Raw genomic sequence first — 26704 nt, 5'->3', positions numbered from 1 at the left:
ACAGACATCGGCTACTGCCTGGGGCGCAGCCCGGCGCCGTACACGGCGGCCTGGGTGCGCCTGGCCATGCCGAGCTTGGCGAGCAGGCCCGACACGTAATTCTTGACGGTCTTCTCGGCCAGGTCCAGCTGGTCGCCGATCTGGCGGTTCGTCAGTCCCTCCGCGATCAGTTCGAGTACCTGGCGTTCCCTGGTGGTCAGGTTGGACACCGGCGAGTCGGCGGCCGTTCCTGTCAGTTCGGTGACCACTTTGCGGGTGACCGCCTTCTGTACCAGAGACTCCCCCCTGGCAACCCGGCGGATGGACTCGACGAGGTGCTGCCCACGGATGTCCTTGAGGACGTAGCCGGACGCGCCTGCCAGCACTGCCGAATAGCTGGCCTCGTCGTCGTCATAGGCGGTGAGCATGAGGCACTGCACCACCGGATTGGCCGACCGGATCGTGCGGCACACGTCGATGCCGCTGCCGTCGGGCAAGCGCACATCGAGTACGGCAACGTCAGGTACCGTCGCGGCCACCCTGGCCACCGCCTGCCGTGCGGTTGATGCCTCGCCGACGACCTCGAGGTCGGGCTCGGCGTTGATCATGTCCGCGATTCCGCGGCGCACGACTTCGTGGTCATCCACGAGGAAGACTCGGATCATCACGATTCCTTTCGTACAAGTTCGGGTTCGATGAGGGCGGTCCAGCGCAGTCGGCTGCCGCCCCTGGCTCGGTTCTCCAGCACGACGTCGCCGCCCCAGTGCTCGGCTCTGACCGCCAGGTTGGCCAGGCCGCTGCGCCGGTCGGATTCGACGACTCCGATGCCGTTGTCGACGACCTCGATCACCACGAGGTCGTCCGCGACACTGAGGTTGACCACCGTCTCGGTCGCCTCGGCGTGGCGGATCACGTTCATCAGGCCCTCGCGGATGACCGCGGCTATGTCATCTGACATGTCCGGCGGGGTCAGCAGGTCGATCGGGCCGGTGAAGACGAGCCGTGGAGTCTGCTCGAACAGGGAGGCTAGTTCACTGAGCAGATCAATGACGCGGTGCCGGATCGAGCCGCGGTCACGGCTGGTCTGGGCGGTCAGGGCGAAGATGGCGGTACGGATCTCGACGATCGCGACGTCGAGTGCCACGACCTCCTCGATGATCCGTTCCCGGACCTCGGGGTCGTCGACCGACCCGCTGATGGCCTGCAGCCCGATGCCGGCCGCGAAGACGCGCTGGATGACGTTGTCGTGCAGGTCACGCGCGATCCGGCTGCGGTCTTCGAGCAGGGCGAGCTTCTGTCCGGCTGAGCGGCCGCGGGCGAGCTCGAGCGCGACGCTGGCCTGACCGGCGAAGTCCGCGGCCATCTCCAGGTCGGAGGTCGTGAAGCGCGGGCGCCCGGCAGAGCGGGACACTGTCATGACACCGTGGGTGCGACCGGAGGCCAGCAACGGGATCACCATCGTCGGGCCGAGCACCAGCTGAGCGTCCGGCTGGTCGAGGCTTGCCCCGCCGTCGGCGGTGAGGATGGGCTGGCCGCTCTCGAACGCGCGGCCCACGGTGGTTCCGGCCGACGGGATCACCAGGCCCTTCACCTGCTTGGCGAGTTTTCCCCTGGCGGTGTCCACGATGAGAGTGGTCTCGCCCGCGGCCAGGACCACGCACACGAGGTCGGCGTCGGCGAGCGACGCGAATCGGTCGGCAAGCAGTTCGAGGGAGGCGTCAGCCCGGTCGGAGAGGAGCGCTGCGCTGATCTCGGCCGACGCCGCCGACCAGCGCTGCCTGCGGCGGGTTTCGTCGAACAGCCGGGCGTTATCGATCGCGATCCCCGCCGTTGCGGCCAGGGCCGTGAGTAGTTCCTCGTCCTCTTCGCTGAAGGCCCCGGACAGCTGGTTGGAGAGATAGAGGTTGCCGTATACCTCCCCGCGCACTCGCACGGGCACGCCGAGGAAGCTGTCCATCGGAGGGTGGTGCGCCGGGAAGCCGGAGGACCGGGCGTCCTCGCCCAGGTGGGTCAGCCGGATGGCGTGCGGATCGTCGATGAGAGCACCGAGCAGGCCATGGCCGGCGGGCAGGTGACCGATTCGGACGGCCAGTTCGTCGTGAATGCCGACGTGGATGAATTGCTCCAGATTGCCGTTCGGGGCGATGACCCCCAACGCGCCATACTGCGCTCCGACCAGGTCGACGGCGACGTCGACGATGCGACGTAGGACGGCGGCGAGATCAAGTTCCTCGACAACAGCCTGGCTGGCCTGCAGCAGGCTGCGCAGCCGGCCCTGTGTGGCAAGCACCTTCTGGGCGTTCAAGACGAGTTCGGACAGCGCCTGATCCAGTGCGGACCGCGGCCCGTCCGGGAAGGAAAGCCTGGTCTCAGGAACGGTCACGGAATGCGTCCCCTTTCGTTCGGAGCTAGAGCAAAGTGTACCTGACTGGGACCTTCGGCCCTTTCGCAGTTCAGCGGTCCGACGCATTCTGGAGGCGTGGCATCTCCCGAAGCACCCCGGGAAGAACTGGAGATCAACTCATGGTTGAGCGAGTGATCGTAGCCGTTGACGGGGGTCCGGCGAGCCGGGTCGCCCTGAACTGGGCGTTGGCCCGGGCAGAGCAGGTGCCCCTGCACCTGGAGCTGACCACCGTGGTTGAACTCGGCTGGTCGCCGGTCGGCGGCCCGGAGGATGACTTCCAACCCGTGTACGAACGTGCCCTGGCCGAGGCCAGCCGCTATGTGGCGCAGAACTTTCCCGAGGTCAAGGCGACCAGTGTCGTGCGGCGGGGGGCTCCGGTGGACGAATTGGTCCGGGCCTCGGCCGAGGCCGACCTGCTGGTCATCGGCACGAACAAGACCAGCACCCTGGTTGGGGCGGTGCACGGCACACTGCCCCTTCGGCTGGCCGCCCACGCACTCTGCGCCGTCGCCGTCATTCCGGCCGAATGGGTGTCCCGCGGCGAGAAGGTCGTCGTGGGAATCGAGGACGACGGAACCATGGACGCCCCCCTCGAGGTCGCGGTGGCTGAGGCCGCCCGGCGCGGTGTCCAGCTCGAGCTTGTGCATGCCTGGTCGATTCCGGCCACCCTCGGCGTGGACTTCGGTGCCGCCGTGCCCTTCGATGCCCTGGTGGAAGCCCACGAGGACATCGTCTTGCGTGCCTTTCAGCGGGTCAAGTCCGACCACCCGTCGGTCGTCGCATCCACGGCTCTGCTGCAGGGGCCCGCGGCGCCTGCACTGGTCGAGGCCGCCGCGACGGCAGCTCTTCTTGTTGTCGGCACTCATGGGCGCGGTGCCGTTGCCGGCCTCATCCTCGGTTCGGTGAGTCACGATGTGCTCCTGAACATGCCGTGCCCGGTGATCGTCGTTCCGCGCAGCCGTCGTGCCGCCGAACAGAGTGGAGCGGGGGCATCCTCATGAGCGCCACCTACTACATCGGCGTCGACGGCTCAGGGCCGAGCCGCGCCGCGCTGCGCTGGGGGGTCCGCCGGGCCGCCGAACGCAATGCCGCCGTGGTGCTGGTCAACACCGTTGACGACGAGTGGGGCCTGGTCGGGCGCGACGCTGCCGCCGATGCCGAGCGCCAGGCGCGCGAGCTCCTCATCGAGGAGTCCGCCCGGGTCGCCGAACTGCATACCGGGGTGACCCTCACCACGCGGATTGTGCACGGCGGCACCGCATGGGCGCTGGCCACACTGCCCAGCCCTGAGGACCTCCTGATCGTCGGCACCCACAAGACTGGTTTCCTCCGAGGCCGGGTGCTCGGCTCCCGCAGCGTGCAGATCGCTTCTGCGGCGCGTTGTTCCGTGGCCATCGTGCCCGACACGACCCTCGACTCCCGCCACGACGTGGTCGTCGGCGTGGACGGCACCGACGGGTCGATCCCCGCGGTGCGAATGGGCGCGCAGGAGGCAGACCGGTTGGACCAGGATCTGCTCCTGGTGCACGCGCCTCCAGGCTCTCCCCGCTCCGACGCGTCCCGCTCCGAATCCGGGCGGAACGATTCCGCGGATGACCGCAGCCCGCAGACCGCACGACTGATGCAGGACGCCGCGGCCGTGGCCGCTGCGACGGCTTCGCGGATCACCGTGCGGCGCCGGATCGCGCACCGGGACCCCGCCGAGGCCCTCCTCGACGCCAGTTTCGACGCCGCCCTGCTGATCTTGGGCGTGTCAGCGCGGCACGGCGAGAACACCCTGATCGGCTCGGTCACCCATGATGTGCTGATGAACATCAACGTCCCTGTCCTCATCGCGCGGGGGGTCGGCAACACGAGCGACACCGCGTCCTTGTCGTGGGCGGCCAGCGCCTGATCAGTAGTCGAACTCGTCGAACTGCGGAGATCCCATCGGGGCGCCCGCCCACACCAGTGACGGGTACATAGCGTTCGCCCGCACCTTGTCCTGCAGCGCCTGGATTGTTTCGGTCTCGGTGAGTTCTGATTCGCCGTCAGCGCTGGTCACGCTGACCAGCTGACTGGAAGAACCGATCAGGAATTGCGCCCGCCCGTGGCTACCGTCTGAGGCGATCACCGGAATATCGACAACATCGGTTTCCTGGCGGTTGCTCAGCGCTTCGGCATACAGCATCACGGCATCGGCGAGTGCGCTGCCGGTGACGATGGAACCCCCGGGGTGATAAATGCGTTTCATTGTGTGTCCCCTGCTGATCACGGAAATTGTCGCGTGCTGCAGCCGGGGTCCGGGGCTATAGAGAGATACTACGTCCGCAACGGCTAAAGCGCGAGGTCTCCGCTGACGATCCGTGCGGCCACCTCGGCCAGCGGCAGGCCGTTGGACCTGGCGTGCTGGCGCATCAAGGTGAACGCCTCATCCATGTTCGCGCCCCGGGTGTAAGCCACGACGCCCTTAGCCTGTTCGATGACGACACGGCTGCTCAGAGCGAACTGCAGCTGCTCTCGCGCCACATCGCTTTCCCGCAACGCACGCTCCTGGAGGATCCCGATGGTGGCCACATCCGCCAGGGCCTGCACGGTGGCCGCGTCATCGACGGGAAGCCCGCCGGTTCGGTCCCAGAACAGGTTCAGCGAGCCGATCGTGGTCGCACGCAGGCGCATCGGCACCGAGAACATCGAACCGAATCCCTGCTCGAGCGCTCCGGCGCGAAAACGTGGCCACTTCGGCCCTGACGCGTCGATGTCGGGGACGGTCACGGCGCGTCCGGTGATCACACTCTCGACGCACGGTCCGGAGCCGCTGCGGAGTTGAAGGATCTCGACGAGGCGGCTGCGCTCGTTAGTCGAGGCGATCACTTCGAATTCCTGATCGTCGGTCAGGATGATGCCAGCGGCCGAGGCGTCGAAAAGGAGGACGCAGTGGGACACCAGGGTGTGCAACAGATCCACCAGGTCATAGCCGACCACAAGCGTGTCGGCGAGAGTCACGAAGGCCTCGACGAGTCGGCCCTCGCGTGTCTGTGTCGCCATCACACCATCATAATGACTCGGACGGATTGGACCATTCCTCGGCGAAGTCGATTCGACGGGCGACGATGTCGGCTGCCACGTCGCGCACGGTGCGTCCCCGGGCGAAGGCGTAGCCGTTGATGATCAGGAGCGCATCCGCGGCGTTGACACCGAGTTGGGCCAGCACCATGCCGGTGGCCTGGTGTACTTCTCGGCGGGAGAAACCGCCGTCGTCCGACGCCGACGAGGCCAGGGGATGGTCAGCTAGCGCCCGTCGCAGCACCTGGCGCGAACAGATGGCGGCGAGCACCGTGGCATCCACGACCTGGGTCGACGACAGTGACAGCGGTGAGTGCGCGTAGAGGTCGATCGCGCCGATGCTCAGCGACCCGAGCGCAAGGGGGAACGCGTAGATCGCTCCGACGCCCGAGCCCGAGACCGCCTCCGCGAACAGGGGCCACCTCGAGGAATCCATCTGCAGGTCCGCGTGCAAAGCCGGTCGACCGCTGGAGCGCGCATCCCAACACGGGCCCTCACCCAGGTCGAACTGCAGTTCATCGAGTCTGGCCGCCTGCGCGTCGCTTGCGCAGACGGTTTCGGAGCCGAACGGGGCACCGAGGGTGGACACGGCGACGCCGGTCACCGGCAGCACCTGCAGGAACGGCAGGCACAGACTGGTGCGTCCATCGACCGCGCCGGTCAGGTCCTTGACGGCGGCACCGAAAGCCGGATGCTCAGACATGTGTCATCACGGGGAGAACGCGCTCCGTGCGCGCTACTGCCAAGGTGACCTCATTACTGACGGGCTTCGGAGGCCGCCGGAAGAGAGTGGGCCCTACCGGGCTCGAACCGATGACATCCACGGTGTAAACGTGGCGCTCTACCAACTGAGCTAAAGGCCCCCACCCGGCGAGGCCGGAACGGGATGGAACGAGCTTAGCGACTTTGGCGGCGCCTGCAAAAGTCAGGCCGGCTGCAGCTCGTGCAGTGCGGCCCGGTACGCCGCCAGTGAGCGGGCCTCCCCAGGTGCCGTGATGAAACTCGCCCTGATGATGCCGTTCGGGTCGATCAGGAAGGTCGCCCGGTTGGCGAAGCCCTTATCGTCGAGAAAGACGCCGTATTCCTTCGCCACGGCACCGTGCGGCCAGAAATCCGCGAGCAGAGTGAACCCGTAGCCCTGCTGATCGCCCCAGGCCCGCAGGGTGTGCCGGGAATCCACCGAGATGCCGATCAGCTCGACGCTGTTGTCGGCGAAGAGGGCGAGGTTGTCGCGCAACTCGCAGAGTTCACCGCTGCAGATTCCGGAGAAGGCCAGGGGGAAGAACACCAGCGCCACGGACTTCTCACCCCGATACCGGCTGAGCTGGATTCGCTCGCCGTACTGGCTGACGAGCTCGAAATCGGGTGCCTGCGTGTCATTCTCCAGAGCCATGGGTGTCCTTTCCGGCCATCGGGGGACGATGGCTGAATACGGGGGGCAAGCCTAGCCGCCGACGAAGGCTTCACCAACACGACAGGGTCGCCGCGATCCGGCCCTCATCGCCGTGCGCGCTTCCCAGCAAGAATCACTAGGCTGACGTGGTGCCTTTCGGTCGTGACCCGACCTAGCTCTGTCCGGCACGCCTAACCAGGCACGATCCTTCCCCCACACGATCTGCCCTACAGAAAGAGGTCGAGTGTGACTGTCAACGACCAAGACCCATACTCAATGGACAACTCAGACGCCGATCCGGATGAGACCAGCGAATGGTCGCAATCTCTCGACGCGCTGGTCGCGGCCAACGGCCCGGGCCGGGCCCGCGAGATCATGCTCAGCCTGCTCAAGCGGTCCAAGGAATTACACCTGAACGTTCCGATGGTGCCCACCACGGACTACATCAACACCATCGCCTCGTCCAACGAGCCGGACTTCCCCGGCGATGAAGACATCGAGCGCCGTTACCGAGCCTGGATCCGCTGGAATGCCGCCGTGCTCGTGCACCGCGCCCAGCGGCCCGGCATCGCCGTCGGTGGCCACATCTCGACGTACGCCTCGTCCGCCGCTCTGTACGAGACCGGTTTCAACCACTTCTTCCGCGGCCAGGACCACCCCGGTGGCGGCGACCAGATCTTCATCCAGGGCCACGCCTCCCCCGGCACCTACGCCCGTGCCTTCCTCGAGGGCCGCCTCAGCGCCAACCAGCTGGACGGGTTCCGCCAGGAGAAGTCCCACGCCCCGGACGGCATCTCGTCTTACCCGCACCCGCGCCTGATGCCGGAGTTCTGGCAGTTCCCGACGGTGTCAATGGGCCTGGGCCCGATCAACGCGATCTACCAGGCACAGCTGAACCGTTACCTGACCAATCGAGGCATCAAGGACGCCAGCGACCAGCAGGTCTGGGCGTTCCTGGGCGACGGCGAGATGGACGAGGTCGAAAGCCGCGGCCAGCTCCAGGTCGCCGCGAACGAGGGACTCGACAACCTCAACTTCATCGTCAATTGCAACCTGCAGCGCCTCGACGGCCCTGTCCGCGGCAACGGCAAGATCATCCAGGAGCTCGAGAGCTTCTTCCGCGGTGCCGGTTGGAACGTCATCAAGGTGGTCTGGGGCCGCGAGTGGGACGACCTGCTCTCCCGCGACACCGACGGCGCCCTGCTGAACCTGATGAACGTCACCACGGACGGTGACTACCAGACCTACAAGGCCGAGAGCGGCGCCTACGTGCGCGAGAACTTCTTCGGCCGCGACCCGCGCGCGCTTCAGCTCGTGGAGGGCTACACCGACGATCAGGTCTGGAACCTCAAGCGCGGCGGGCACGACTACCGCAAGGTCTACGCGGCGTTCAAGGCTGCGTCGGAGCACAAGGGCCAGCCGACGGTCATCCTCGCTAAGACGGTCAAGGGCTACGGCCTGGGCCCGAGCTTCGAAGGCCGCAACGCGACCCACCAGATGAAGAAGATGACGCTGGACAACCTCAAGACGTTCCGCGACAGCATGCACGTGCCGATCACGGATGCCCAGCTCGAGGCGAACCCGTACCAGCCGCCGTACTACACCCCCGGTGAGAACGACGAGGCGATCGAGTACATGCACGAGCGGCGCCGCGCTCTCGGTGGCTACCTGCCCGAGCGCCGGAGCAAGTTCACCCAGATCAACCTGCCGAACGACTCCACCTACGCCGTCACCAAGAAGGGTTCAGGCACCCAGGAGATCGCCACGACCATGGCGTTCGTCCGCCTGCTCAAGGAGCTGCTGCGCTCGAAGGACTTCGGCCACCGCATCGTGCCGATCATCCCCGACGAAGCCCGCACCTTCGGCATCGACGCGTTCTTCCCGAACGCGAAGATCTACAACCCCAACGGCCAGCACTACACCTCGGTGGACCACGCCCAGCTGCTCGCCTATAAGGAGAGCCCGCAGGGCCAGATCCTCCACGTCGGCATCAACGAGGCCGGCGCCCTCGCCGCGTTCACGAACGTCGGAACGTCGTACGCCACCCAGGGTGAACCGCTCATCCCGGTGTACGTGTTCTACTCGATGTTCGGTTTCCAGCGCACCGGCGACGCCATGTGGGCTGCCGGAGACCAGATGGCCCGGGGCTTCATGATCGGCGCGACCGCCGGCCGGACCACCCTCACGGGTGAAGGCCTGCAGCACGCCGACGGTCACTCGCCGCTGCTCGCGTCGACCAACCCGGCCGTCGTGTCGTACGACCCCGCCTTCGGCTATGAGATCGGGCACATCGTCCGCTCCGGCCTCGAGCGGATGTACGGCGGCACCCACACCGACCCGAACGTCATGTACTACATCACCGTCTACAACGAGCCGCAGGTCCAGCCCGTCGAGCCGGCCGATGTCGACGTCGACGGCATCATCCGCGGCATCCACCGCGTGTCGGTGTCCGATATGGCCGGTCCGAAGGCCCAGCTGCTGGCCTCCGGCGTCGCGGTGCCCTGGGCACTCGAAGCGCAGGCCCTGCTCGCCCAGGACTGGGGCGTGTCCGCCGATGTCTGGTCGGTCACCTCCTGGGCCGAGCTCCGCCGGGACGGTCTCGCGGCCGAGGAACACAACTTCCTCTACCCGAACGAGGAACCCCGCACGGCCTACGTGACCGACAAGCTCGCTGACACGGCCGGTCCGTTCGTGGCGGTCTCCGACTTCATGCACGCCGTACCGGATCAGATTCGCCAGTTCATCCCCGGCGACTTCGCGACCCTGGGCGCCGATGACTTCGGCTTCTCCGACACCCGCCCCGCGGCCCGCCGGTTCTTCAAGATCGACGGCCCGTCCATGGTGGTGCGCACCCTGCAGCAGCTCGCGAACAGCGGCGAGGTGGACCGCAGCCTCATCCAGCAGGCCATCGACAAGTACCGCCTGCACGACGTTTCGGCCGGTACCACCGGCTCGGCCGGTGGCGAGAGCTAACCCGGAACGTGGCACCGGCGCCGAAGACAAAGGAACAGACCCTCACCTGGTTGCGCACGATTTCGGGTGAGTTGTCCACGGCGACTCTGAAACGGCTCGAGGACACGCTGCCCTGGTATGGCGATATGCCACCAGGGCGGCGGTCCGCCGTCGGCCTGGTGGCCCAGGCCGGCATCACCTCCTTCATCTCCTGGTACGACGACCCGCGGTCGACACCGTGGATCGCCGCGGACGTCTTCGGAGCCGCCCCCAGGGAGCTGCTCCGCTCGGTGAGCCTGCAGCAGACCCTGCAGCTGATCAGGGTCACGGTCGAGGTCGTCGAAGAGCGCGTCAAAGACGGTTCGGAGACGCTCCGCGAAGCGATCCTGCTGTACTCCCGCGAGATCGCCTTCGGGGCCGCCGATGTCTACGCCCGCGCCGCCGAGGCCAGGGGTCTCTGGGACGCCAGGCTCGAGGCCCTGGTCGTCGACTCCATTCTCAGTGGTGAGTACGACGACGAACTGCCCAGCAGGATCGCGGCCCTCGGCTGGCACGGCCACGGTGAGGTGTGTGTGCTGGTCGGCACGACGCCGAAAATGCTCGACGTCGACCAGCTGCGCCGGGCTGCACGACACATGACAGCTGACGTGCTCATCGGCGTGCAGGGCAACCGGCTGGTGCTGGTCATCGGCCGCGCCCACCCGGCCACCCCGGAGACCGACGAGACCACCCACACGCCCCCGTCGCTCAGCTTCATGGAGATCGCGATGCAGCTCGAGCCCAGCTTCGGGCCCGGCCACCTGGTGCTCGGCCACGAGGTTCCCAACCTCGTCGACGCCTCGAAGAGCGCCAAGGCAGCCCTGGCCGGCTTCGCCGTCGCGCGGTCCTGGCGAAACGCGCCCAGGCCGGTACAGGCCGATGACCTGCTTCCCGAACGGGCCCTGGCCGGCGATCCGCTCGCTCGTGCCACGCTCATCCACCGGATCTATCGCCCGTTGCAGGCGCATTCCACCGAACTCCTCACCACACTGTGGTGCTACTTGGACAACGGCCGGTCTCTCGAAGCGACCGCGCGGGAACTGTTCGTGCACCCCAACACAGTGCGCTATCGCCTCAAGCGCGTGTCGGACGTGATCGGCTACGACGCCACCGGCGCCAGGGAGGCGCTGATCCTGCAGTCCGCTCTCATCATCGGTTCGATCAGCGACCACGACGGCTCGACCCGTCGCCGCTGAGCGCCGCGAGAGGACCGTTTGCGATATCTGACAAACGTTTTGCGGATACTCGGTAGATTTTCCACATGCCCCCTGTGCCTCGAGTTGGGAGACTGAGGAAATGATTGTTGTCGTCTGTCCCGGTCAGGGCTCACAAACGCCCGGATTCCTCGAACCGTGGTTGCAGAATCCGGCCTATGCCGACCAGTTGCGGGCCATGTCGGAGCAGTCCGCCACCGACCTCGTCACGGCCGGCACCACCGCCGACGCCGAGACGATCCGCGACACCGCGATCGCCCAGCCCCTCATCGTGGCCGCCGGGATTCTTGCCTTGAACGCCCTCTTCTCCGATGGCCGCCGAGCAGCAATCGGAGGCATCGCCGGGCACTCCGTCGGCGAGATCACCGCCGCCGCCGGGGCCGGTGTGCTCAGCGCCACCGACGCGCTCACGTTCGTCGGTGAGCGCGGGCGCGCCATGAAGGCAGCCGCCGCCCTCACGCCCACCGCGATGAGCGCCGTCCTGGGCGGCGACGAAGCCGAACTCCTGGCCCGACTCGACGAACTCGGCCTCGAGCCGGCCAATTTCAACGGTGGCGGGCAGATCGTGGTCGCCGGAGCGCGTGAGGCGCTCGCCGCCCTCGCCGCCGACCCGCCGGCCAAGAGCCGCGTCGTCCCGATGCAGGTCGCCGGAGCCTTCCACACCCGGTACATGCGCCCCGCCGTGGCACACCTCACCGACATTGCGACCGGCCTGCGCCCCCGAGATCCTTCCCTGCCGCTGTGGACGAATCATGACGGCAGCACTGTCGCGGAGGGGTCGCGTTTTGTCGACCTGCTCGTCGGCCAGGTGTCCTCGCCGGTACGGTGGGACCTGTGCATGCAGTCGTTTGCCGACGCCGGAGTGACCGGAATCATCGAGGTCACACCGGCCGGCGCACTCGTCGGACTGGCCAAGCGCGCCCTGCGGGGCATCCCGAGCGTGGCCATCAAGACCCCCGATGACCTGCCCGCTGCGTACGCACTGATCGACCACCAGGCCTGAATCAGCCAGAGTCGCCACCGGAAGAGACGAATGACCCAGCCACAACTCCTGCAGTCGCAGGGCGCCCAATACACCCGCATCCTCGCCGTCGGTGCTGCCCGCGGTGACCTCGTCGTCCCCAATGACGACCTGATCGGTCCGATCGACTCGTCCGACGAGTGGATCCAGCAGCGCACCGGGATCATTACCCGCACCAGGGCCAGCCAGGACGTTCAGGCCGTGGACCTCGCCACGACCGCGGCGCTGGAAGCCATCGAACGCTCCGGCATCGCCCCTGAGCTCATCGACGCCATCATCATCGCCACCATCAGCAACGGTCGCCAGACGCCGTCGATGGCCGCCGTCGTCGCCGAACGCATCGGTGCGGTTCCCGCGGCCGCCTTCGACCTCAACGCCGCCTGCGCCGGCTACGCCTACGGCGTCGCCCAGGCGGATGCCCTCATCCGCTCCGGCGCCGCCCACTATGCGTTGGTCATCGGTGCGGAGAAGCTCTCCGACATGGTCGACCCCGCGGACCGGAGCATCTCGTTCCTGCTCGGCGACGGCGCCGGCGCCGTTGTCATCGGCCCGAGCGAGTACCCCGGCATCTCCGCCTCGGTGTGGGGCTCGGACGGGCGGGCGGACGCCGTCGGCATGAACGGCACCCTGCAGGAATACCGCCGGGGCGAGAAGGAGTGGCCGACACTGCGCCAGGAGGGCCAGACCGTCTTCCGCTGGGCCGTCTGGGACATGGCGAAGATCGCCAAGCAGACCCTCGCAGCCGCCGGTATCACCGCCGATCAACTCGCTGCGTTCATCCCCCACCAGGCGAACATGCGCATCGTCGACGAGTTCGCCAAGCAACTCAAGCTTCCGGAGTCCGTCGTCATCGCCCGCGACATCGCCACGACCGGGAACACCTCGGCCGCGTCGATCCCCCTTGCCACCCACCGCCTGCTCGAGGAACACCCCGAACTCAGCGGAGGTCTTGCCCTGCAGATCGGCTTCGGAGCCGGTCTGGTTTACGGCGCGCAGGTGGTTGTGCTGCCGTAGGTACCCTCTGTCCATCTAAACTGAGTCTCGGTCAAACGAGACACCCCCCTAGGAGAAAACAACATGGCATTGTCCACCGAAGAAGTTCTTGCCGGCCTGGCCGAGCTCATCAACGACGAGACGGGCATCGCAACCGACACGGTTGAGCTGGACAAGTCGTTCACCGACGACCTGGACATCGATTCCATCTCGATGATGACCATCGTCGTCAACGCTGAAGAAAAGTTCGACGTCAAGATCCCCGACGAAGAGGTCAAGAACCTCAAGACCGTCGGCGACGCCGTCGAGTTCATCGTCAAGGCCCAGGACTAGGTCCACGCCCGAACGGGCCGGTTGGCATCTGCCGGCCGGCCCGTTCTCCAGGGACGCTCCACCCGGGGTTTCCACCTCGCTTCGCGCACGTTCCCGCTCGCCCACGTTCTGACGGAGAGTCGTTGTTATGACCAAAAAAATTGTTGTCACCGGTCTCGGTGCCACCTCGCCCCTGGGCGGGAACGCCACTGACACCTGGAACGCACTCCTCGCCGGCGAGTCCGGCGCATCAAACCTCGACTACGAATGGGTCGAGCGCACGTCGCTCCCCATCACCTTCGCCGCCCAGGCCAGGGTCCGCCCCGTGGACGTTCTCGCCCGCCAGGAGACCAAGCGCCTCGACCCCTCCAGCCAGTTCGCACTGATTGCGGGCCGTGAAGCTTGGGCCGACGCCGGCATGCCCGCCGTTGAACCCGAACGACTCGCCGTGGACTGGGCCACGGGTATCGGCGGCGTCTGGACCCTGCTCGACGCCTGGGACACCCTGCGCGAGCGTGGACCCCGCCGGGTTCTGCCCATGACCGTACCCATGCTGATGCCGAACGGTCCCGGAGCCGCAATCGGCATGGACCTGCACGCGCGCGCCGGCATCACCACCGTGGTCTCAGCGTGCGCCTCGAGCACCGAGTCGCTCGTGAACGCCTACAACCGTCTGCAGGCCGGCCTGGCCGATGTCGTCATCGCCGGCGGCTCGGAAGCGGCCATCCACCCGCTGCCGATCGCGTCGTTCGCGGCCATGCAGGCACTCTCCAAGCGGAACGACTCCCCCGCCACCGCGTCTCGCCCCTACGACATCAGCCGGGACGGCTTCGTCCTGGGCGAGGGTGCCGCCGCGCTGGTCATCGAAACCGAAGAACACGCGCTCGCCCGCGGGGCGCACATCTACGCCGAACTGCTTGGTGGCTCCATCACAAGCGACGCCTATCACATCACGGCTCCGGATCCTGAGGGGTCCGCCGCGGCCCGCGCCATGATCGCGACCATCCAGAACGCCGGTGCGGACCTGTCTGACGTGATGCACATCAACGCCCACGCCACGAGCACCCCGGTCGGTGACATCGCCGAGTACAACGCGCTCCGCCGCGTGTTCGGCGACCTCCTCGACGGCATCCCGGTCTCGGCGACAAAGGCGTCCACCGGCCACCTGCTCGGCGGCGCCGGCGCGATCGAAGCCCTGTTCACGGTCAAGGCCCTGGCCGAGCGGATTCTGCCGCCGACCATCAACCTGACCGAACAGGATCCCGCCATTCCGCTCGACGTGGTCACCGCACCACGTGCGCTGGGCACCGGGGACCTCCTGGCGATCAGCAACTCGTTCGGCTTCGGCGGCCACAACGCCGTCGTCGCGTTCCGCTCGGTCTGACCCGCCCCCGCCGGCTCGCGACTCTGCCACCGACCGACCTCGAAGCCGCCGGAAGTCGCGAAGATGCGCGACGTCGTCATCCTGCGATGCAACCGATCGTGCTCTAGCCAAACGAGCCGTTCGACCACCACCACACTCTCCGGAGTCCCGAATGGTGACAGTCCGCGCTACGTTAGCGATGCTCGGCAACCCTCAATCCAGCCAAGAGGAGATCGAGGAGCCGTGCCGCCTGGTCTGAGCTTGCGGGCGAACATGCGACGATCAGAGTCCCCATCAGAGCCGCCACCACGTCGTCGGCTCGCGCATCTCTTCGGAGGGTTTCCGATGCACGTCCGGCGTCGAGAATGACGTCCACCGCCTCCGTCAAGAGAACTACGGTTTCCGACTTCGTCAGCGCACCGGATCTCACGAGGGCTTCCAGGCTGTCGGCCATACCGCGTTTGGTCATAACGAACACGCTCCACTGCCTCATCCACTCGCGGAGCGCCCGATCCGCCGGCATGTCCCGGATCAGAACGGGTGCACGACCGCACAGACGTACCAGCTCGCCGCGGTAGACCTCCTCGACGAGCGCCTCGCGGGTCGGGAAGTGACGGAAGAGAGTCCCGATCCCCACGCCCGCGTCTTGTGCGATGTCTTTCAGGGTCGGGGCTTCCTCTCGAGCAAACGCGGACGTCGCCGCTTCGATAAGGCGTTTGCGGCTTCGTTGAGCGTCGGCTCGTGGCGCAGGTCGCGAGAGATCGAAAGTCATGAAAGTGGAGTCGGCTCCGTTTAGGTGTAGTGTCGGCCCAATCGGAGCCGACTCCGAATAGTCTATGAGATCTGAGAAGGACAGCCACCGTGCGAGCAGTCATAATCCACAGTTCCACCTGCATCGCGGTCGAAGACCGCACACCACGAGCCCCGGAGACGGGGGAAGTCAGGATCCGCGTCGTCGGGGCCGCTGTGAATCCGTCCGACCCGTTCCTGTGGCGCTTGATCGGCTCAGGATCGATTCAGCCGGGGCTCATTCCCGGGCTCGACGCGGCTGGCATCATCGACGTCGTCGGCCCGAACGAGACGCGCCTCTCCGTCGGGCAACGAGTCATGGCCGTCGTCGACGCGCGCAGGCACGAAGGAGGCGCGCAAGCCGAACTGGTCGTTGTGCCGTCCGTTTCGGTTGCCCCGCTCCCCGACGACGTCGACCTCATCGAGGCCTCCACGCTGCCCATGACTGGCCTCACCGCCATCGAAGGACTGCGCATGCTCGACCTCCCACCCGGCTCCACGCTCGCCGTCACCGGCGGAGCAGGCCAGCTGGCATCATTCCTCATACCCCTCGCCAAGCGGGTCGGAATCCACATCATCGCCGATGCGAGGGCGGAAGACGCCGAGCTCGTCCGAGGTTTCGGGGCGGATGACGTCGTACCTCGAGGGGAGAGTTTTGTCGACGCCGTGCTAGCCCTTGCCCCCGGCGGCGTCGACGCCATCTTCGACACCGCAAATCTCACCAGGGCCGTCCTCCCCGCGATCCGCGAGGGTGGCGCGATCGCCGTCATCCGCGGATGGGACGATCAGGGCGCACCCGACCGACGCGTAGCGGTGCACGCCGTCGACGTCGGCAACGCCATGGCCGACACCGCCTCACTGGAACTACTCGCAGCCCAAACCGCCACCGGGCACATCCGGCTGCGCGTGCTCGACACCTACCCGCCAGAAGCAGCGGCCGACGCCTACATCCGGATGGAGGGCGGCGGGCTGAGGGGACGCCTTGTGATCACCTTCTGAAAGGCCCCATAGCCCCCGAGTGTCAGCGGTCGTCCTCCTCAGACCAGACACTGAGCCCGGCCCGCAACGTGGTCACCGCGGGCAGTGACGCAGCCGTTCAGCCGACGTTGTGCAGCCAGACGACGCTGGAGAAATCGCTGGCGTGCCGGTACGGCTCAAGCTCGTCATCCCACGCCTGGCCCAGCGCCCGCCGCAGCTCCCGATGAAGGTGCACGGTGTCGGTGCCGGCGGCACGGATCGCCGCGCGCAGCCTGTCCTCAGGCAGGACGACGTTTCCCGCCGTGTCAGTCTGGGCGAAGTGGATGCCCAGCGCCGGCGTGTGTAGCCACCGGCCGCCGTCCCGGCCGGGCCCGGGGTCCTCGGTCACTTCGAATCGCAGCTGATCCCAGCCCAGTAGGGCCGACGCGATCGTCGCTCCCGATCCCGCGGCGCCTTCCCAGAAGAACTCCGCCCGGTGGGAACCGGTGAGGGCCGGTTGCTCAGTCCAGTCGAAGCTGACCGCCACATCCAGCGCGCGACTGGCGGCCCACTCCACGTGCGGGCACAGCGCGGCAGGCGACGAATGCACATACAAAACTCCCCGTGCAGCCGGTGACTGACGAGTACGGGGTGCCGTCATGGTGTTCTCCGTTCCCAGGTTGGTGTTCGAGGTGCGTCTTCCCCAACGATCTCGAACGAGGGCCAACCAGGACACGCTGAACAGAATTCGGCGGTGCGGTATTAGCTGAATTATGCCCCACCCCGCAGGAGAATCGCAACAGACCCTCGCTTCCTAATGTATATTCGGTATGGCTTTAGAGGTCGACAGCGACCGCAAGCAGCCCAAAGTTGGAGGCATGGTGTCGGTTCGAAACTCGCTGCTGGCGATCCTCACGATGGGCCCCGCCTACGGCTTCCAACTGCACGGTGAGCTGGCGACCAGGACCGCGGGCCGGCGCTCGGTCAACGTGGGTCAGATCTACAGCACCCTGGAGCGCCTGACGCGCCAGGGCGCCGTAGAGGACGCGGGCAGCACCCCCGACGGGTTGCCGCTCTACAGGCTCACCGCTCCCGGCCGTGTGGAGGCACTGGCCTGGCTGCAGGACACCGACAGCGGCTCCGGCGCCGAGTGGAACGACATGCTGGACCGGGTGCTGATCGCCTCCTCCCTTCCCCACGTCGATCTCGCACCGGTGCTGGCGGGTTACCGGACTGCCTGGCTGGTGCGCCCGGACCGTGGCGGAGACTCCCGCCGGTCAATCGTGGAAACCGGCCAGGAACGGTTGGGCCGATCCGCCCAGGACCTGCAGGCCCGGGCCGCGCTGGCCTGGCTGGACACCGTGGCCGACGCCGTAGCCGACACGGTGGCCGACACAGTGGCCCCAGACACGCCGGTTCAACTGCATCGCGGACTCAGCCAGCTGCGACCCAAGCGGGGCCGCAGGCCCGCCACACCGGCCTGAACTATTTCGCGTCCGCGTAACTGTCCACCACCACGCAGGTGAGCGGAAAATCGACCGGGAAGTCCCCGAACAGCAGTCGTCCCGCTGCCCCGGCAGCCTCGGTGACTATCCGTGCGACGTCGTCGGCCAGCGCGGCCGGAGTGTGCACGATGACTTCGTCGTGCAGGAAAAAGACCAGATGCGGGGCGACCTCGAACTCGCCGCGTGTGGTCAGCCCCTGCACAGCGGTCCCGGTGGCCGGGACCGATGCCGACAGCGCGGTCAGGCCCTTCCGGATCTCGGCCATCCAACACAGGGCCCACTCGGCGGCGCTTCCCTGCACGATGAAGTTGCGGGTGAACCGGCCCCAGTCCCTGGCCTGGCTCCTGGCCCTGCGCTCATCGGCCGCGGTAGCCCCGGCCTCAGACGCGCGCGCCTGGTCGTCCTGCCAGCCGAGCCCCGGGCGCGGCGAGGACCGGCCCAGCCGGGTACTGACCACGTCGCCGCGCTCCCCCGCCCTGGCCGCCGTCTCGGTAAAGGCAAGCGCCCGCGGGTACACGCGTGCCAGGCGCGGGAGCAGCCGCCCGCTCTCCCCAGAGGTGGCGCCGTACATGGCGCCGAGCATGGCGACCTTGGCGTGTGCCCTGGTCTCCACCACTCCGCTGGCCACGATGCCCGCGTAGAGGTCTGTTCCACGGCCCGCCGCGGCCATCGCGGCGTCGCTCGACAGCGCCGCCAGGATCCGGGGCTCCAATTGGGCGGCATCCGCCACCACGAAGCTCCAGCCCGGGTCGGCGACGACGGCGCCGCGAATCTGCCGGGGCAGTTGCAGCGCGCCGCCGCCACGAGTCGCCCATCGTCCGGTGACCACACCGCCGGGCAGGTATTCGGGGTGGAAACGGTCGTCGATGATCCAGCTCTCCATCCAGTGCCACCCGTTGGCGGCCAGGAGTCTGGAGAGCTTCTTGTAGCGCAGCAGGGGCTCGATGACGGGATGGTCGAGTTTCTCAAGCTCCCACGCGCGCGTGCTCGCCACGCGCAGCCCGGCGCGGTTGAGCGCCTTGAGCAGTTCCGGCGGCGAATCGGGGTTGACGGTCTGGTCGCCCAGTTCGGCGCGGATGCCGGCCGCCAGTTCCTCCAAGCGCGCCGGACGGATTCCCGCGGCAACCCGCGGACCGAGCTCGGCGGTGAGCAGCCTGTCGTGGATCGCGCTGCGCCAGGGCAGCCCGGCGAACTGCATCTCGGCGGCGATCAGGGCGCCGACGGATTCCGCGGCCAGAAGCAGGCGCAGCCGGCCCGGCTCGACACAGGTGCGGATGGCCGTCAGCTGAGCCTGGAACTCCGCCAGCGCGTCATCCGGGAGCGACCCAGCCCCGTCGTGCCCAGTCCCGTCGTACTGGGCCGCACCGAGGTCCATCTCGAACAGGGTGGCCCCGACAGCCGCCGGCTCCGCTGCGGGCGCGGCCGGCGTGTCCCACCGGCTCGCCGGCGCGTTCGCCAGGACGCTGCCGCCTGTCAGTGCGGAATTCCGCAGGATGACGTGGCAGAGCCGCAGATCGTGGCAGCGCGCCACCCTGACGTTCCCCCGCAGGACAACCGGGTAGATCCGCGCGGTGTCCGCCCAGACCCAGCGGACGACGTCGTGTTCACGCTCGCGGAGCAGGGCGAGGAACTCAGGAGTCGTCAGTCGCCGGTCCAACCCGGCGGCTGCACCGGCGGAGTCCAGTTCCTGGACCCTGATCCGCTCCGAGGGAGACCCGGTCACCAGAATGTACACAGTTCATTGTCCCGCCTGTCATTGTCCCGCCCGCGTCGGTCACCGACGCGCGCCGACGCGGTGCCCCTGCTGCCCTACGCGCGCGGGAAGATGGCGACGGGCACCGGAAGGTGGACGACCTGGGTGCTGTACCCGCCGGTGCCCGCAACGGATTCGCTGGAGATGGTCATCGCGAAGTCCAGGATCACGCCGTAGGTGTCGGCGCTGAGCTGGCCGATCTGGTTGGATTCCAGCTGGAACCCGCCCTTGGGTGAGGTGATCAGCAGACCTTTGTCGGACCGAAGGACCTCGGGGTCGAGGGTCACCAGTGTCGGGTCGGTGTCGAGCACGAACGGCGACACGCTGGCTCCGTTGGTGGTCGACGTCGTGGCGGTCACCGAAATGTTGGACATGAAGACCCGCCGCTTGGTGGCGAACGGAGCCTCGGCCGGAACTGCCTTGTCGAAGACGCTGATCACGAACGAGAACAGCTTGTCGCTGTCCGTATACCACTCGTGGGTTTTCTGTTCCGTCCACATGTCCAGCTGCAGCTCGAGGTCGGTACCGATCACCAGCGTCGGGTGGATTGAGCCCATGTCGGTGAACACCGAATCGAAGACGAGCTCGGGTGTCGCCGTGGGGGTCGGCGTGGTCACCGCGACGTTCTGCTGCACCGGCTGGGCGCCGATCAGCGGCATGAACGAGCTGCATCCGGTCAGGCCGAGAGCGAGGACCGTCAGCGCTCCCGCGACGAGGGTGCCAGTGGTGCGAGCACTGGGGGTGAACCGTCCGGGCATGTCGACTACTTTCGAGAAGGAGACTAGGGAACGACGGGACACGATTCTCGTAGGGTGGACGGGACTTGAACCCGTGACCGTGCGGTTATGAGCCGCGTGCTCTAACCAGCTGAGCTACCACCCCGTGCCTGACCATAGTATCGGCCCAACGCGGTACCGACCGTTCAGTCGCGGGACGGCGCCGCGTCCAGCACCTCCGGGTGGGTCGCGGACGGACTCCCCAGCGTTGCAAGGTTCGGGTCCACCGTCGATTCGCCACGGTAGAGGCGTTCGAAAGTGTTCAGGGTGCGCTTGATGTCGTGGGCCTCGATGAGCTTCAACGACTCATGCTTGAGGGCGTCCAGCTCCTCCGGCGACCGGGAGAACACCAGGCTGAGCTTGTCGGCCAGGTCCTGGGCGCTGCCCGGTTCGAACAGATACCCGTTCTGCCCGTCGTGCACCAGGTGCGGCAACGCCATCGCGTTGGCGGCGACGACCGGGAGCCCGGAGGCCATCGCCTCCATGGTCGCGATGCTCTGCAGCTCCGCGATGGACGGCATCGCGAACACCGTGGCCCGCGAGTACGCCTCGCGGAGTTCCTCGTCGGTGACGTACCCGGTGAAGGTGAACTGGCGGCTCAAGCCAAGCGACTCCACGAGGTGCTCGAGGTTACGTCGCTGGTCGCCGCCGCCGACGATCTCCACCTGGACCTCGAGGCTTGTGTCGAGCAGGGCGACGGCCTGCACCAGGACGTCGATCTGTTTCTCCCCGGTGACCCGGCCGACGAAGAGTATCCGGTTCTCGGTCCGCGGAGCAAACCTGGGCGAATAGTTGTCAGCGTTGATGCCGCAGGAGATGGCCTGCACTCCGGACAGGCCGGTGTACTTCTCCAGGAACTCGGCCGCCCGGCGGGTTGGCGTGGTGACGGCCTCCGCACGTTTGAAGGTGTGCTCGGCGTCTTTCCACAGCGCCCGGACGAGTTGGTCCTGGAAGCCCTTGGGGACCAGCGAGAACTGCAGCATGTTCTCAGGCATGAAGTGATTGGTTCCGATGATGCGGATGCCGCGCTTCTCCGCTTCGATGGACACCCCCCGGCCGACCACGATGTGGGACTGGAAGTGCACCACGTCGGGCTGGAAGGAGTCGAGAATGGCACGGCTCTTGGCGCGCACGATCCACGGCAAGGCGAAACGCAGCCAGTCGTGCGGTCGCCAGCGCCAGCTGTGCAGGCGGTGCACGGTCATGGATTCACCCTCGTGCACCTCGGTCCAGGTGCCGTACTTGCGTGTCGGGGCCGGCGCCATGATCTGCACCACGTGACCGCGACTGACCAGGCCGGCGGCGAGCCGCTCGGCGAACCGGGCAGCACCGTTCACATCGGGGGCGAACGTATCGGCGGCGATGAGGACCCGGATGGGTCGTGTCTCTGCCGGCATTGCCGGGTCGGACGTTTTGGCCGGTACGTCAGATGAAGCGCTCAAGTGGGATAGTCCCTACGTAGGTGGGCCGGGGATCAGCGTCCGGCGGGAAGTCTGGGTGTCAACGAAACTGAGCCGTCGAGGTCTGATAGGACCCTATTCTAAACCGGATGGCCCCTGGCAGCCCCCAGGCGCGGCGAGTTGACGAGAACCACAGGTCACGCCTGGGTTTGCGGGTGGTGCTTGGCCAGCCTGAAGACACCCCACACGGCCACGGCCCCGGCGACGGCAAAAAGCGCGGCGGCCCAGGCCGGTGCCTGGGACGCCTCCCCCAACACGATGACTCCGATGCCCACCGCGATCATCGGATCGATCACGGTCAACCCCGCGATGACCAGGTCCGGCGGCCCGGACGAGTAGGCGTTCTGCACGAAGTAGGCTCCAGCGCCGGCGGCCAGCAGCAGGCCGGCCACGCAGACGAGGGTGAGCCACTCAAAATTACCGTTCTGGATTCGGTTGATGATCACCTTGGCGAGCGTGGCCACGAATCCGTACAGAACCCCGGCGCCGATGATGTAGAAAATGGCCTTGAACCGGGTGCGGAGCAGGGCGAATGCGACGCCGAATGCGGCCAGGACCACCGTGAGGACGACCAGGATGCTGATGAGGTTCGCATCCGTCACCGGCTTGTCGACGGCCGTGAACGCGGCGACGGTGACGAAGAGTCCCACGCCGCCGACGCACATGGCAATCGCGATGACCGAGGCCCGGTTGAGCCTCACGTGGCTCACCCTGGCGTTCAGGATCGCCGTGATCACCAGTGCCACGGCGCCCAGCGGCTGCACGACGATGAGGGGCGCGAACGCAAGGCTGGTCAGCTGAAAGGCGATGGCCAGACCGAGCATCAGGGTGCCGAAGACCCACGACGGCCTGGAGAGCAACAGCATCAGCTGCCGGGTGTTCAGCCCGCCGGTGACCTCCCGGGTGTGCGCTTCCACTTTGGTCACGCCGCGATGCTGGAACTGGGCGCCCAGCGAGAGGAACACCGCGCCGATCAAGGCGAGCGGAATGCCGATTGCCTGACGTGGATCGATCGTTATCTCGCCAGCCAGGTCTGTCAGGTCGGGAGTCACTCAACGAGACTATCGAGATCCATGCCGATATCCTTGCTGAATGGCCGTCCGACCGATTGTAATTTCAGGAGATCCCCTCCTGCACTCCCCCGCAGCTCCCGTCGTCGACTTCGACGACGATTTGCGCACACTGGTGCAGGACATGTTCGAGACCATGGACGCCGCTCCCGGCGTGGGTCTCGCCGGACCCCAGGTGGGTGTCGGGCTGCGGCTCTTCACGTTCAGTTACCTCGATGACGACGAAATCGAGACCAGGGGCGTCGCGATCAATCCCGAGCTGTGGATCACGCCGGTTCCCGCGGGCGAGGCCGACGAGGACGAGGACGTCGAGGGGTGCCTGTCGTTCCCCGGCGAACGGTTCCCCCTGCTGCGCGCCGGCTCTGCCGTGCTGCGCGCCGTCGACCTCGACCAGACGCCCTTCGAGATCCCGGCGGAGGGCTGGCTGGCACGCATCTTCCAGCACGAGTTCGACCACCTGGACGGCACCCTGTACGTGGACCGGCTCGAACACTTCTACGCCAAGATCGCCGCCAAGGTGAGCCGCAAGCGCGGCTGGGGCGTACCCGGCCTGAGCTGGCTGCCCGGCGTGGACGACCTCGACGGCTGAAGCCGGCGTTCAGCGGGACAGATCGACGCCGTGCACCCCGTTATGGAAGCGCAGGGACGGGAACACGGCCGAGACCGAGAACCCGACCCCCGGCACCGTTCCCGCGTTGAAGATGCCGCCGAAGAGCTGGGCACGTTCGCGCATCTGAGTGATCCCGGCGCCGGAGATGCTCTCGCTCAGCGCCCGGAGGTCATCGTCGATCGTGTAAGCGGTCTTGGCGGCGAAATCCGTGGCCGAGGCGCTCTCCCTCTGGGCCGCGGCTCTGATGCCGTCGTCGTCGATCAGCAGCTGCAGGCCGTCCTGGGTCCAGGTGAACGACACCCGCGCCTCGGTGCCGGCGCCGCCGTGCTTGAGCGCATTCGCGAGCGCGCTCTGCAGAATGCGATAGATGGCCAGTTCGGCCCCGGGCTTGAGCGGGAAGCGGTCGCCGGATTCGGTGAAACCGACGGCCAGGCCGGCATCGCGCATCACACCGAAAAGATTGCGGGCCGACTGCAGGCCCGGCGCCACGGTGGCGATCGACTCGCCCTCCCTGGCGATGGTCAACACCCGGCGCAGGTCGGCCAGCGTGACCCGGCCGTCCTCGACCAGTGCCGTCGCCGCTCGGACGGCTGTGGACGGGTCGCTCTGGGCCGTGTACCGAGCCCCCTCCGCCCTGGTGATCAGGCGGGCCAGCGACAACACGGCAATGTCCTGCAGCTCGCGGATGATCGCGAGGCGGCCGTGCTGCTCGGCGAGGGAGAGTTCGAGGTCGATGCGCACGCGTTCGGCGGCAGACCTGTCGAAGCGGTGTCGACGCTGCCGCAGGGCGGCCAGCAACCAGAGGAGGAGCAGTGCCGCGGACAGCACGGCCAGTACGACGCTGAGAACCTGCCAGGGAACCACAACCGCCACCTTTCGCATCATTCGGGATCAGACTAGCGGCCCGACCCGGCGGCCAGAGCGGTCCACCGGTCCCGGGCACAAAAAAGGCCACCGGGGGTGGAGCCCCTAGTGACCTTTTCGCTCCCCGACTTGGACTCGAACCAAGAACCTGCGCATTAACAGTGCGCTGCTCTGCCAATTGAGCTATCGAGGAAAGCGTGCTCAGCGAGAGTTTCTTTCGCTTGAACAGCGTAGCCACTTTACCAAAAGTTCGCCGTGCACCAAATCCGGGGGCAGCCTCAGTACCCCGCAACGGGGTCGACCACCCCGACGAAGGGCCTGCTGCCCAGTAAAGCCGCCACATTGAGCCGAATTCGCTCGGCCAGTAGCGGCGCGGTCATCTCGGGCGTGTCGGCCATATGCGGGGTGATCAGGCACCGAGGCTCGCTCCACAGGGCATGGCCGTCCGGCAACGGCTCAGGGTCGGTGACGTCGATCGCCGCTCCCGCGATCCTTCCGGCGGCCAGGGCGTTCACGAGCGCGTCAGTGTCGATCAGCGGGCCCCTGGCGATGTTGACCAGGTGGGCCGTCGGAGCCATCAAGGCGATCTGGGCGGCACCGATCAGGTGCCGGGTCTCCCCGGTCAGGGCGGCGGCGACCACCACCACGTCGGCCTTCCCCAGTTCGGCGTCCAACTGCGCCACCGGCACCGTCCGGGCGGCGCCCGGCACCGGCTCGGAGCTGCGACGCACCACCACGATGTCGGTGCCGAACGGCTCGAGCAGCCGGATCAGCTCGCGGGCAATGCCGCCGGCCCCGATCACCAGCACCGTGCGGCCGTAGAGGGACACACCGGCCGGCTCCGCATTCCAGGACCGCGCCCTGGCCCGCTGCGGCAGCACCCGCAGCGACGCGAGGATCAAAGCCAGCGCGTGTTCGGCCACCGGCTGGGCGTAGGCCCCTTTGGCGCTGGTCACAAGCAGGTCGTCCCGCCGATGCCGCGCCAGAATCGACGCGAAAGCATCCACGCCGGCCCAGGGCAACTGCACCCAACCGAGTTGGGGGTTCTCCGCCAGGATGTTCTCAAGTTCGGCCGCCCGGGCATAGGAGAGCCAGATCAGCCCCTTGGTCTGCGCTGACAGCGGTGCGACGACTCCCCCGCCGGCTCCGACGGCCTCGGCAAAGAGGGCGTTCTCGGTGGGCAGGATGGCTACGGCGCCTGGCTCCGGTCGCCAGGCGCCGGTTCGCACCGGTTCGTCCTGGACCACAGCGCGGTGCTGGCCGGTCATGCCTGTGCACTCCGGTCGTCGCCCTGGCTCGTCTGCGGGCCGGATGGCTCCGGAAGGGTGATGCCGGCCGGGGCATCCGTCGTCTGAGTGCCGAAGGTGAGCGCGGAGGCGAGTTCGACGACATACGGGTGCCACGGGTTGTCGAATACCTCGTCGATCGTGCCCAAGCCGACCAGGACACCCTGATGCATGACCCCGATGCGGTCGGCGACCCGCCGGAGCACGCTGAGATCGTTGCTGATCAGCAGCGCAGAGAATGCGCGTTCACGTTGGAGTGCGCCGATCAGGTCGATGACGTCGTCGCGCACCAGGGCATCCACGCCCGCGGTGGGTTCGTCGGCGATGAGCAGCGACGGCCCGAAGACCAGCGCCTTGGCCAGCGCAACCCGCTGGCGTTGTCCGCTGCTGAGTTCGTACGGATACGAGCCGAGCACCGAGAGCGGTAGGCGGACGGCGTCGATCATGGTCGCGACGAGGGTCTCGAGTTCGGCCGTGTCATAGTACCGGTCGCGTTCGAGAACGGGTTCGGCAACGATGTCGGCCACGGTCAGGCTGGCGGGGAGCGTGCTGGCGGCATCCTGGGCGAGCATCCCGACCCCGAACGTGAGCCTGGCCAGCTTGCGGCGACCGATGCGCCGCAGCCGGTAGCCCAGCACGGTTGCCTCGCCACCCGTGATCTGCGCGTGCACCTCGCCGCGGCCGGGTCCGGAGTCTGCACCGGACAGCACCCGGGCGATCGTGCTCTTTCCCGACCCGCTCTCGCCCAACAGCCCGAGAACCTCTCCCCTGCGCAGGGTCAGCGTCAATCCGCGCAGCGCCACGAAGGCGGAACTGGCGCCGTGGGCCGCGTATTCGACGGTCAGGTCGCTGGCAACGATCGGATACGGATCTGCTTCGACGCGTCTCATGCTCTCAATACTGCCGCACGCAGCCCTCA

26 protein-coding genes and 3 tRNA genes are annotated in these 26704 nt (G+C 67.3%); 11 read left to right on the top strand and 18 right to left on the bottom strand.

What is annotated here, in order from left to right; all coding sequences use genetic code 11:
* Positions 1 to 11 precede the first annotated feature (11 nt).
* Both BJQ95_RS08895 and BJQ95_RS08890 read right to left on the bottom strand, forming a co-directional pair.
* A complete protein-coding gene (locus BJQ95_RS08895; protein WP_130176845.1) occupies positions 12 to 644 on the bottom strand; it encodes a response regulator transcription factor in 633 nt (210 codons plus the stop codon).
* Positions 644 to 2362, bottom strand: a complete 1719-nt coding sequence (locus tag BJQ95_RS08890; protein WP_256041597.1) for a GAF domain-containing protein — start codon at positions 2360 to 2362, stop codon at positions 644 to 646. The genes BJQ95_RS08895 and BJQ95_RS08890 overlap by 1 nt, the downstream gene beginning before the upstream one ends.
* A 152-nt stretch (positions 2363 to 2514) precedes the next feature.
* Between BJQ95_RS08890 and BJQ95_RS08885 the strand changes: the two genes are divergently transcribed.
* Complete coding sequence (locus BJQ95_RS08885; RefSeq protein WP_165384873.1) at positions 2515 to 3384, top strand: universal stress protein; 870 nt, start codon at positions 2515 to 2517, stop codon at positions 3382 to 3384.
* Entirely contained in the window at positions 3381 to 4277 is an 897-nt protein-coding gene (locus BJQ95_RS08880; protein ID WP_130176843.1) for a universal stress protein, read from the top strand. The genes BJQ95_RS08885 and BJQ95_RS08880 overlap by 4 nt, the downstream gene beginning before the upstream one ends.
* Here the strand turns inward: BJQ95_RS08880 and BJQ95_RS08875 are convergent, their stop codons facing one another.
* The 5 genes from BJQ95_RS08875 to BJQ95_RS08855 all read right to left on the bottom strand — a co-directional run bounded on the left by BJQ95_RS08875 (position 4278) and on the right by BJQ95_RS08855 (position 6821).
* Entirely contained in the window at positions 4278 to 4637 is a 360-nt protein-coding gene (locus tag BJQ95_RS08875; protein WP_130176842.1) for a hypothetical protein, read from the bottom strand.
* A 62-nt stretch (positions 4638 to 4699) separates the two neighbouring features.
* Positions 4700 to 5410: a GAF and ANTAR domain-containing protein gene (locus BJQ95_RS08870; protein ID WP_130176841.1), complete on the bottom strand. Its 711-nt coding sequence runs from the start codon at positions 5408 to 5410 to the stop codon at positions 4700 to 4702.
* A 7-nt stretch (positions 5411 to 5417) separates the two neighbouring features.
* Positions 5418 to 6131, bottom strand: coding sequence for a GAF and ANTAR domain-containing protein (locus BJQ95_RS08865; protein ID WP_240694646.1), 714 nt, complete (start codon positions 6129 to 6131; stop codon positions 5418 to 5420).
* A gap of 87 nt (positions 6132 to 6218) precedes the next feature.
* Positions 6219 to 6291 (bottom strand) — tRNA-Val (locus tag BJQ95_RS08860).
* Positions 6292 to 6353: 62 nt separating this feature from the next.
* Positions 6354 to 6821, bottom strand: coding sequence for a peroxiredoxin (locus tag BJQ95_RS08855; protein WP_130176840.1), 468 nt, complete (start codon positions 6819 to 6821; stop codon positions 6354 to 6356).
* 246 nt (positions 6822 to 7067) lie between these two features.
* Here BJQ95_RS08855 and aceE point away from each other — a divergent pair, with 246 nt between their 5' ends.
* From aceE to BJQ95_RS08825, 6 genes are all read left to right on the top strand, one after another.
* Positions 7068 to 9794, top strand: coding sequence for a pyruvate dehydrogenase (acetyl-transferring), homodimeric type (gene aceE, locus BJQ95_RS08850; protein WP_130176839.1), 2727 nt, complete (start codon positions 7068 to 7070; stop codon positions 9792 to 9794).
* A gap of 50 nt (positions 9795 to 9844) precedes the next feature.
* A complete protein-coding gene (locus tag BJQ95_RS08845; RefSeq protein WP_205750060.1) occupies positions 9845 to 11008 on the top strand; it encodes a CdaR family transcriptional regulator in 1164 nt (387 codons plus the stop codon).
* Between the two features lie 100 nt (positions 11009 to 11108).
* Positions 11109 to 12029 carry an ACP S-malonyltransferase gene (locus BJQ95_RS08840; protein WP_130176837.1) on the top strand — a complete coding sequence of 307 codons (921 nt, stop codon included), beginning with the start codon at positions 11109 to 11111 and terminating at the stop codon, positions 12027 to 12029.
* Between the two features lie 30 nt (positions 12030 to 12059).
* Positions 12060 to 13061: a beta-ketoacyl-ACP synthase III gene (locus tag BJQ95_RS08835; protein WP_130176836.1), complete on the top strand. Its 1002-nt coding sequence runs from the start codon at positions 12060 to 12062 to the stop codon at positions 13059 to 13061.
* A gap of 63 nt (positions 13062 to 13124) precedes the next feature.
* Complete coding sequence (locus BJQ95_RS08830; protein ID WP_022883990.1) at positions 13125 to 13373, top strand: acyl carrier protein; 249 nt, start codon at positions 13125 to 13127, stop codon at positions 13371 to 13373.
* 127 nt (positions 13374 to 13500) lie between these two features.
* Positions 13501 to 14736 carry a beta-ketoacyl synthase gene (locus BJQ95_RS08825; RefSeq protein WP_130176835.1) on the top strand — a complete coding sequence of 412 codons (1236 nt, stop codon included), beginning with the start codon at positions 13501 to 13503 and terminating at the stop codon, positions 14734 to 14736.
* 172 nt (positions 14737 to 14908) lie between these two features.
* Here BJQ95_RS08825 and BJQ95_RS08820 read toward each other — a convergent pair whose 3' ends face one another.
* Complete coding sequence (locus BJQ95_RS08820) at positions 14909 to 15487, bottom strand: TetR/AcrR family transcriptional regulator (protein ID WP_130176834.1); 579 nt, start codon at positions 15485 to 15487, stop codon at positions 14909 to 14911.
* An 89-nt stretch (positions 15488 to 15576) separates the two neighbouring features.
* On the opposite strand from BJQ95_RS08820, the gene BJQ95_RS08815 reads away from it, so the two are divergent.
* On the top strand, positions 15577 to 16503 hold the full coding sequence (locus tag BJQ95_RS08815; protein ID WP_130176833.1) for an NADP-dependent oxidoreductase: 927 nt from the start codon (positions 15577 to 15579) through the stop codon (positions 16501 to 16503).
* Between the two features lie 97 nt (positions 16504 to 16600).
* Here BJQ95_RS08815 and BJQ95_RS08810 read toward each other — a convergent pair whose 3' ends face one another.
* Positions 16601 to 17122, bottom strand: a complete 522-nt coding sequence (locus BJQ95_RS08810) for a DUF3145 domain-containing protein (protein WP_130176832.1) — start codon at positions 17120 to 17122, stop codon at positions 16601 to 16603.
* A 217-nt stretch (positions 17123 to 17339) separates the two neighbouring features.
* On the opposite strand from BJQ95_RS08810, the gene BJQ95_RS08805 reads away from it, so the two are divergent.
* The gene (locus BJQ95_RS08805; protein WP_240694645.1) at positions 17340 to 17945 is read left to right on the top strand and encodes a PadR family transcriptional regulator; all 606 of its coding nucleotides are present in this window, start codon (positions 17340 to 17342) and stop codon (positions 17943 to 17945) included.
* A 1-nt stretch (position 17946) separates the two neighbouring features.
* Here BJQ95_RS08805 and BJQ95_RS08800 read toward each other — a convergent pair whose 3' ends face one another.
* The 5 genes from BJQ95_RS08800 to BJQ95_RS08780 form a co-directional block, all read right to left on the bottom strand.
* On the bottom strand, positions 17947 to 19701 hold the full coding sequence (locus tag BJQ95_RS08800) for a bifunctional 3'-5' exonuclease/DNA polymerase (protein WP_130176831.1): 1755 nt from the start codon (positions 19699 to 19701) through the stop codon (positions 17947 to 17949).
* Between the two features lie 74 nt (positions 19702 to 19775).
* Positions 19776 to 20477, bottom strand: a complete 702-nt coding sequence (locus tag BJQ95_RS08795) for a hypothetical protein (protein WP_130176830.1) — start codon at positions 20475 to 20477, stop codon at positions 19776 to 19778.
* Positions 20478 to 20527: 50 nt separating this feature from the next.
* A tRNA-Ile gene (locus BJQ95_RS08790) sits at positions 20528 to 20601 on the bottom strand.
* Between the two features lie 40 nt (positions 20602 to 20641).
* Positions 20642 to 21892 carry a glycosyltransferase gene (locus BJQ95_RS08785; RefSeq protein ID WP_130176829.1) on the bottom strand — a complete coding sequence of 417 codons (1251 nt, stop codon included), beginning with the start codon at positions 21890 to 21892 and terminating at the stop codon, positions 20642 to 20644.
* A 200-nt stretch (positions 21893 to 22092) separates the two neighbouring features.
* Positions 22093 to 23007, bottom strand: coding sequence for a DMT family transporter (locus tag BJQ95_RS08780; RefSeq protein ID WP_130176828.1), 915 nt, complete (start codon positions 23005 to 23007; stop codon positions 22093 to 22095).
* A 40-nt stretch (positions 23008 to 23047) separates the two neighbouring features.
* Here BJQ95_RS08780 and def point away from each other — a divergent pair, with 40 nt between their 5' ends.
* Positions 23048 to 23614: a peptide deformylase gene (gene def, locus BJQ95_RS08775; RefSeq protein WP_130176827.1), complete on the top strand. Its 567-nt coding sequence runs from the start codon at positions 23048 to 23050 to the stop codon at positions 23612 to 23614.
* A 9-nt stretch (positions 23615 to 23623) separates the two neighbouring features.
* On the opposite strand, the gene BJQ95_RS08770 is transcribed toward def, so the two are convergent.
* The 4 genes from BJQ95_RS08770 to BJQ95_RS08755 all read right to left on the bottom strand — a co-directional run bounded on the left by BJQ95_RS08770 (position 23624) and on the right by BJQ95_RS08755 (position 26675).
* Positions 23624 to 24520 carry a sensor histidine kinase gene (locus tag BJQ95_RS08770; RefSeq protein ID WP_256041596.1) on the bottom strand — a complete coding sequence of 299 codons (897 nt, stop codon included), beginning with the start codon at positions 24518 to 24520 and terminating at the stop codon, positions 23624 to 23626.
* Positions 24521 to 24619: 99 nt separating this feature from the next.
* Positions 24620 to 24692, bottom strand: a tRNA-Asn gene (locus BJQ95_RS08765).
* Between the two features lie 85 nt (positions 24693 to 24777).
* Positions 24778 to 25767 (bottom strand): NAD(P)-dependent oxidoreductase, encoded by a 990-nt coding sequence (locus BJQ95_RS08760; protein WP_130176825.1) that lies wholly within the window; start codon positions 25765 to 25767, stop codon positions 24778 to 24780.
* Positions 25764 to 26675: an ATP-binding cassette domain-containing protein gene (locus BJQ95_RS08755; RefSeq protein ID WP_130176824.1), complete on the bottom strand. Its 912-nt coding sequence runs from the start codon at positions 26673 to 26675 to the stop codon at positions 25764 to 25766. The genes BJQ95_RS08760 and BJQ95_RS08755 overlap by 4 nt, the downstream gene beginning before the upstream one ends.
* Positions 26676 to 26704: the final 29 nt, after the last annotated feature.

This window comes from Cryobacterium sp. SO1, from assembly GCF_004210215.2.
Taxonomy (GTDB): domain Bacteria; phylum Actinomycetota; class Actinomycetes; order Actinomycetales; family Microbacteriaceae; genus Cryobacterium.
The sequence above is the reverse complement of the archived record's forward strand: the minus strand, read 5'-3'. Positions and strand labels throughout refer to the sequence as shown.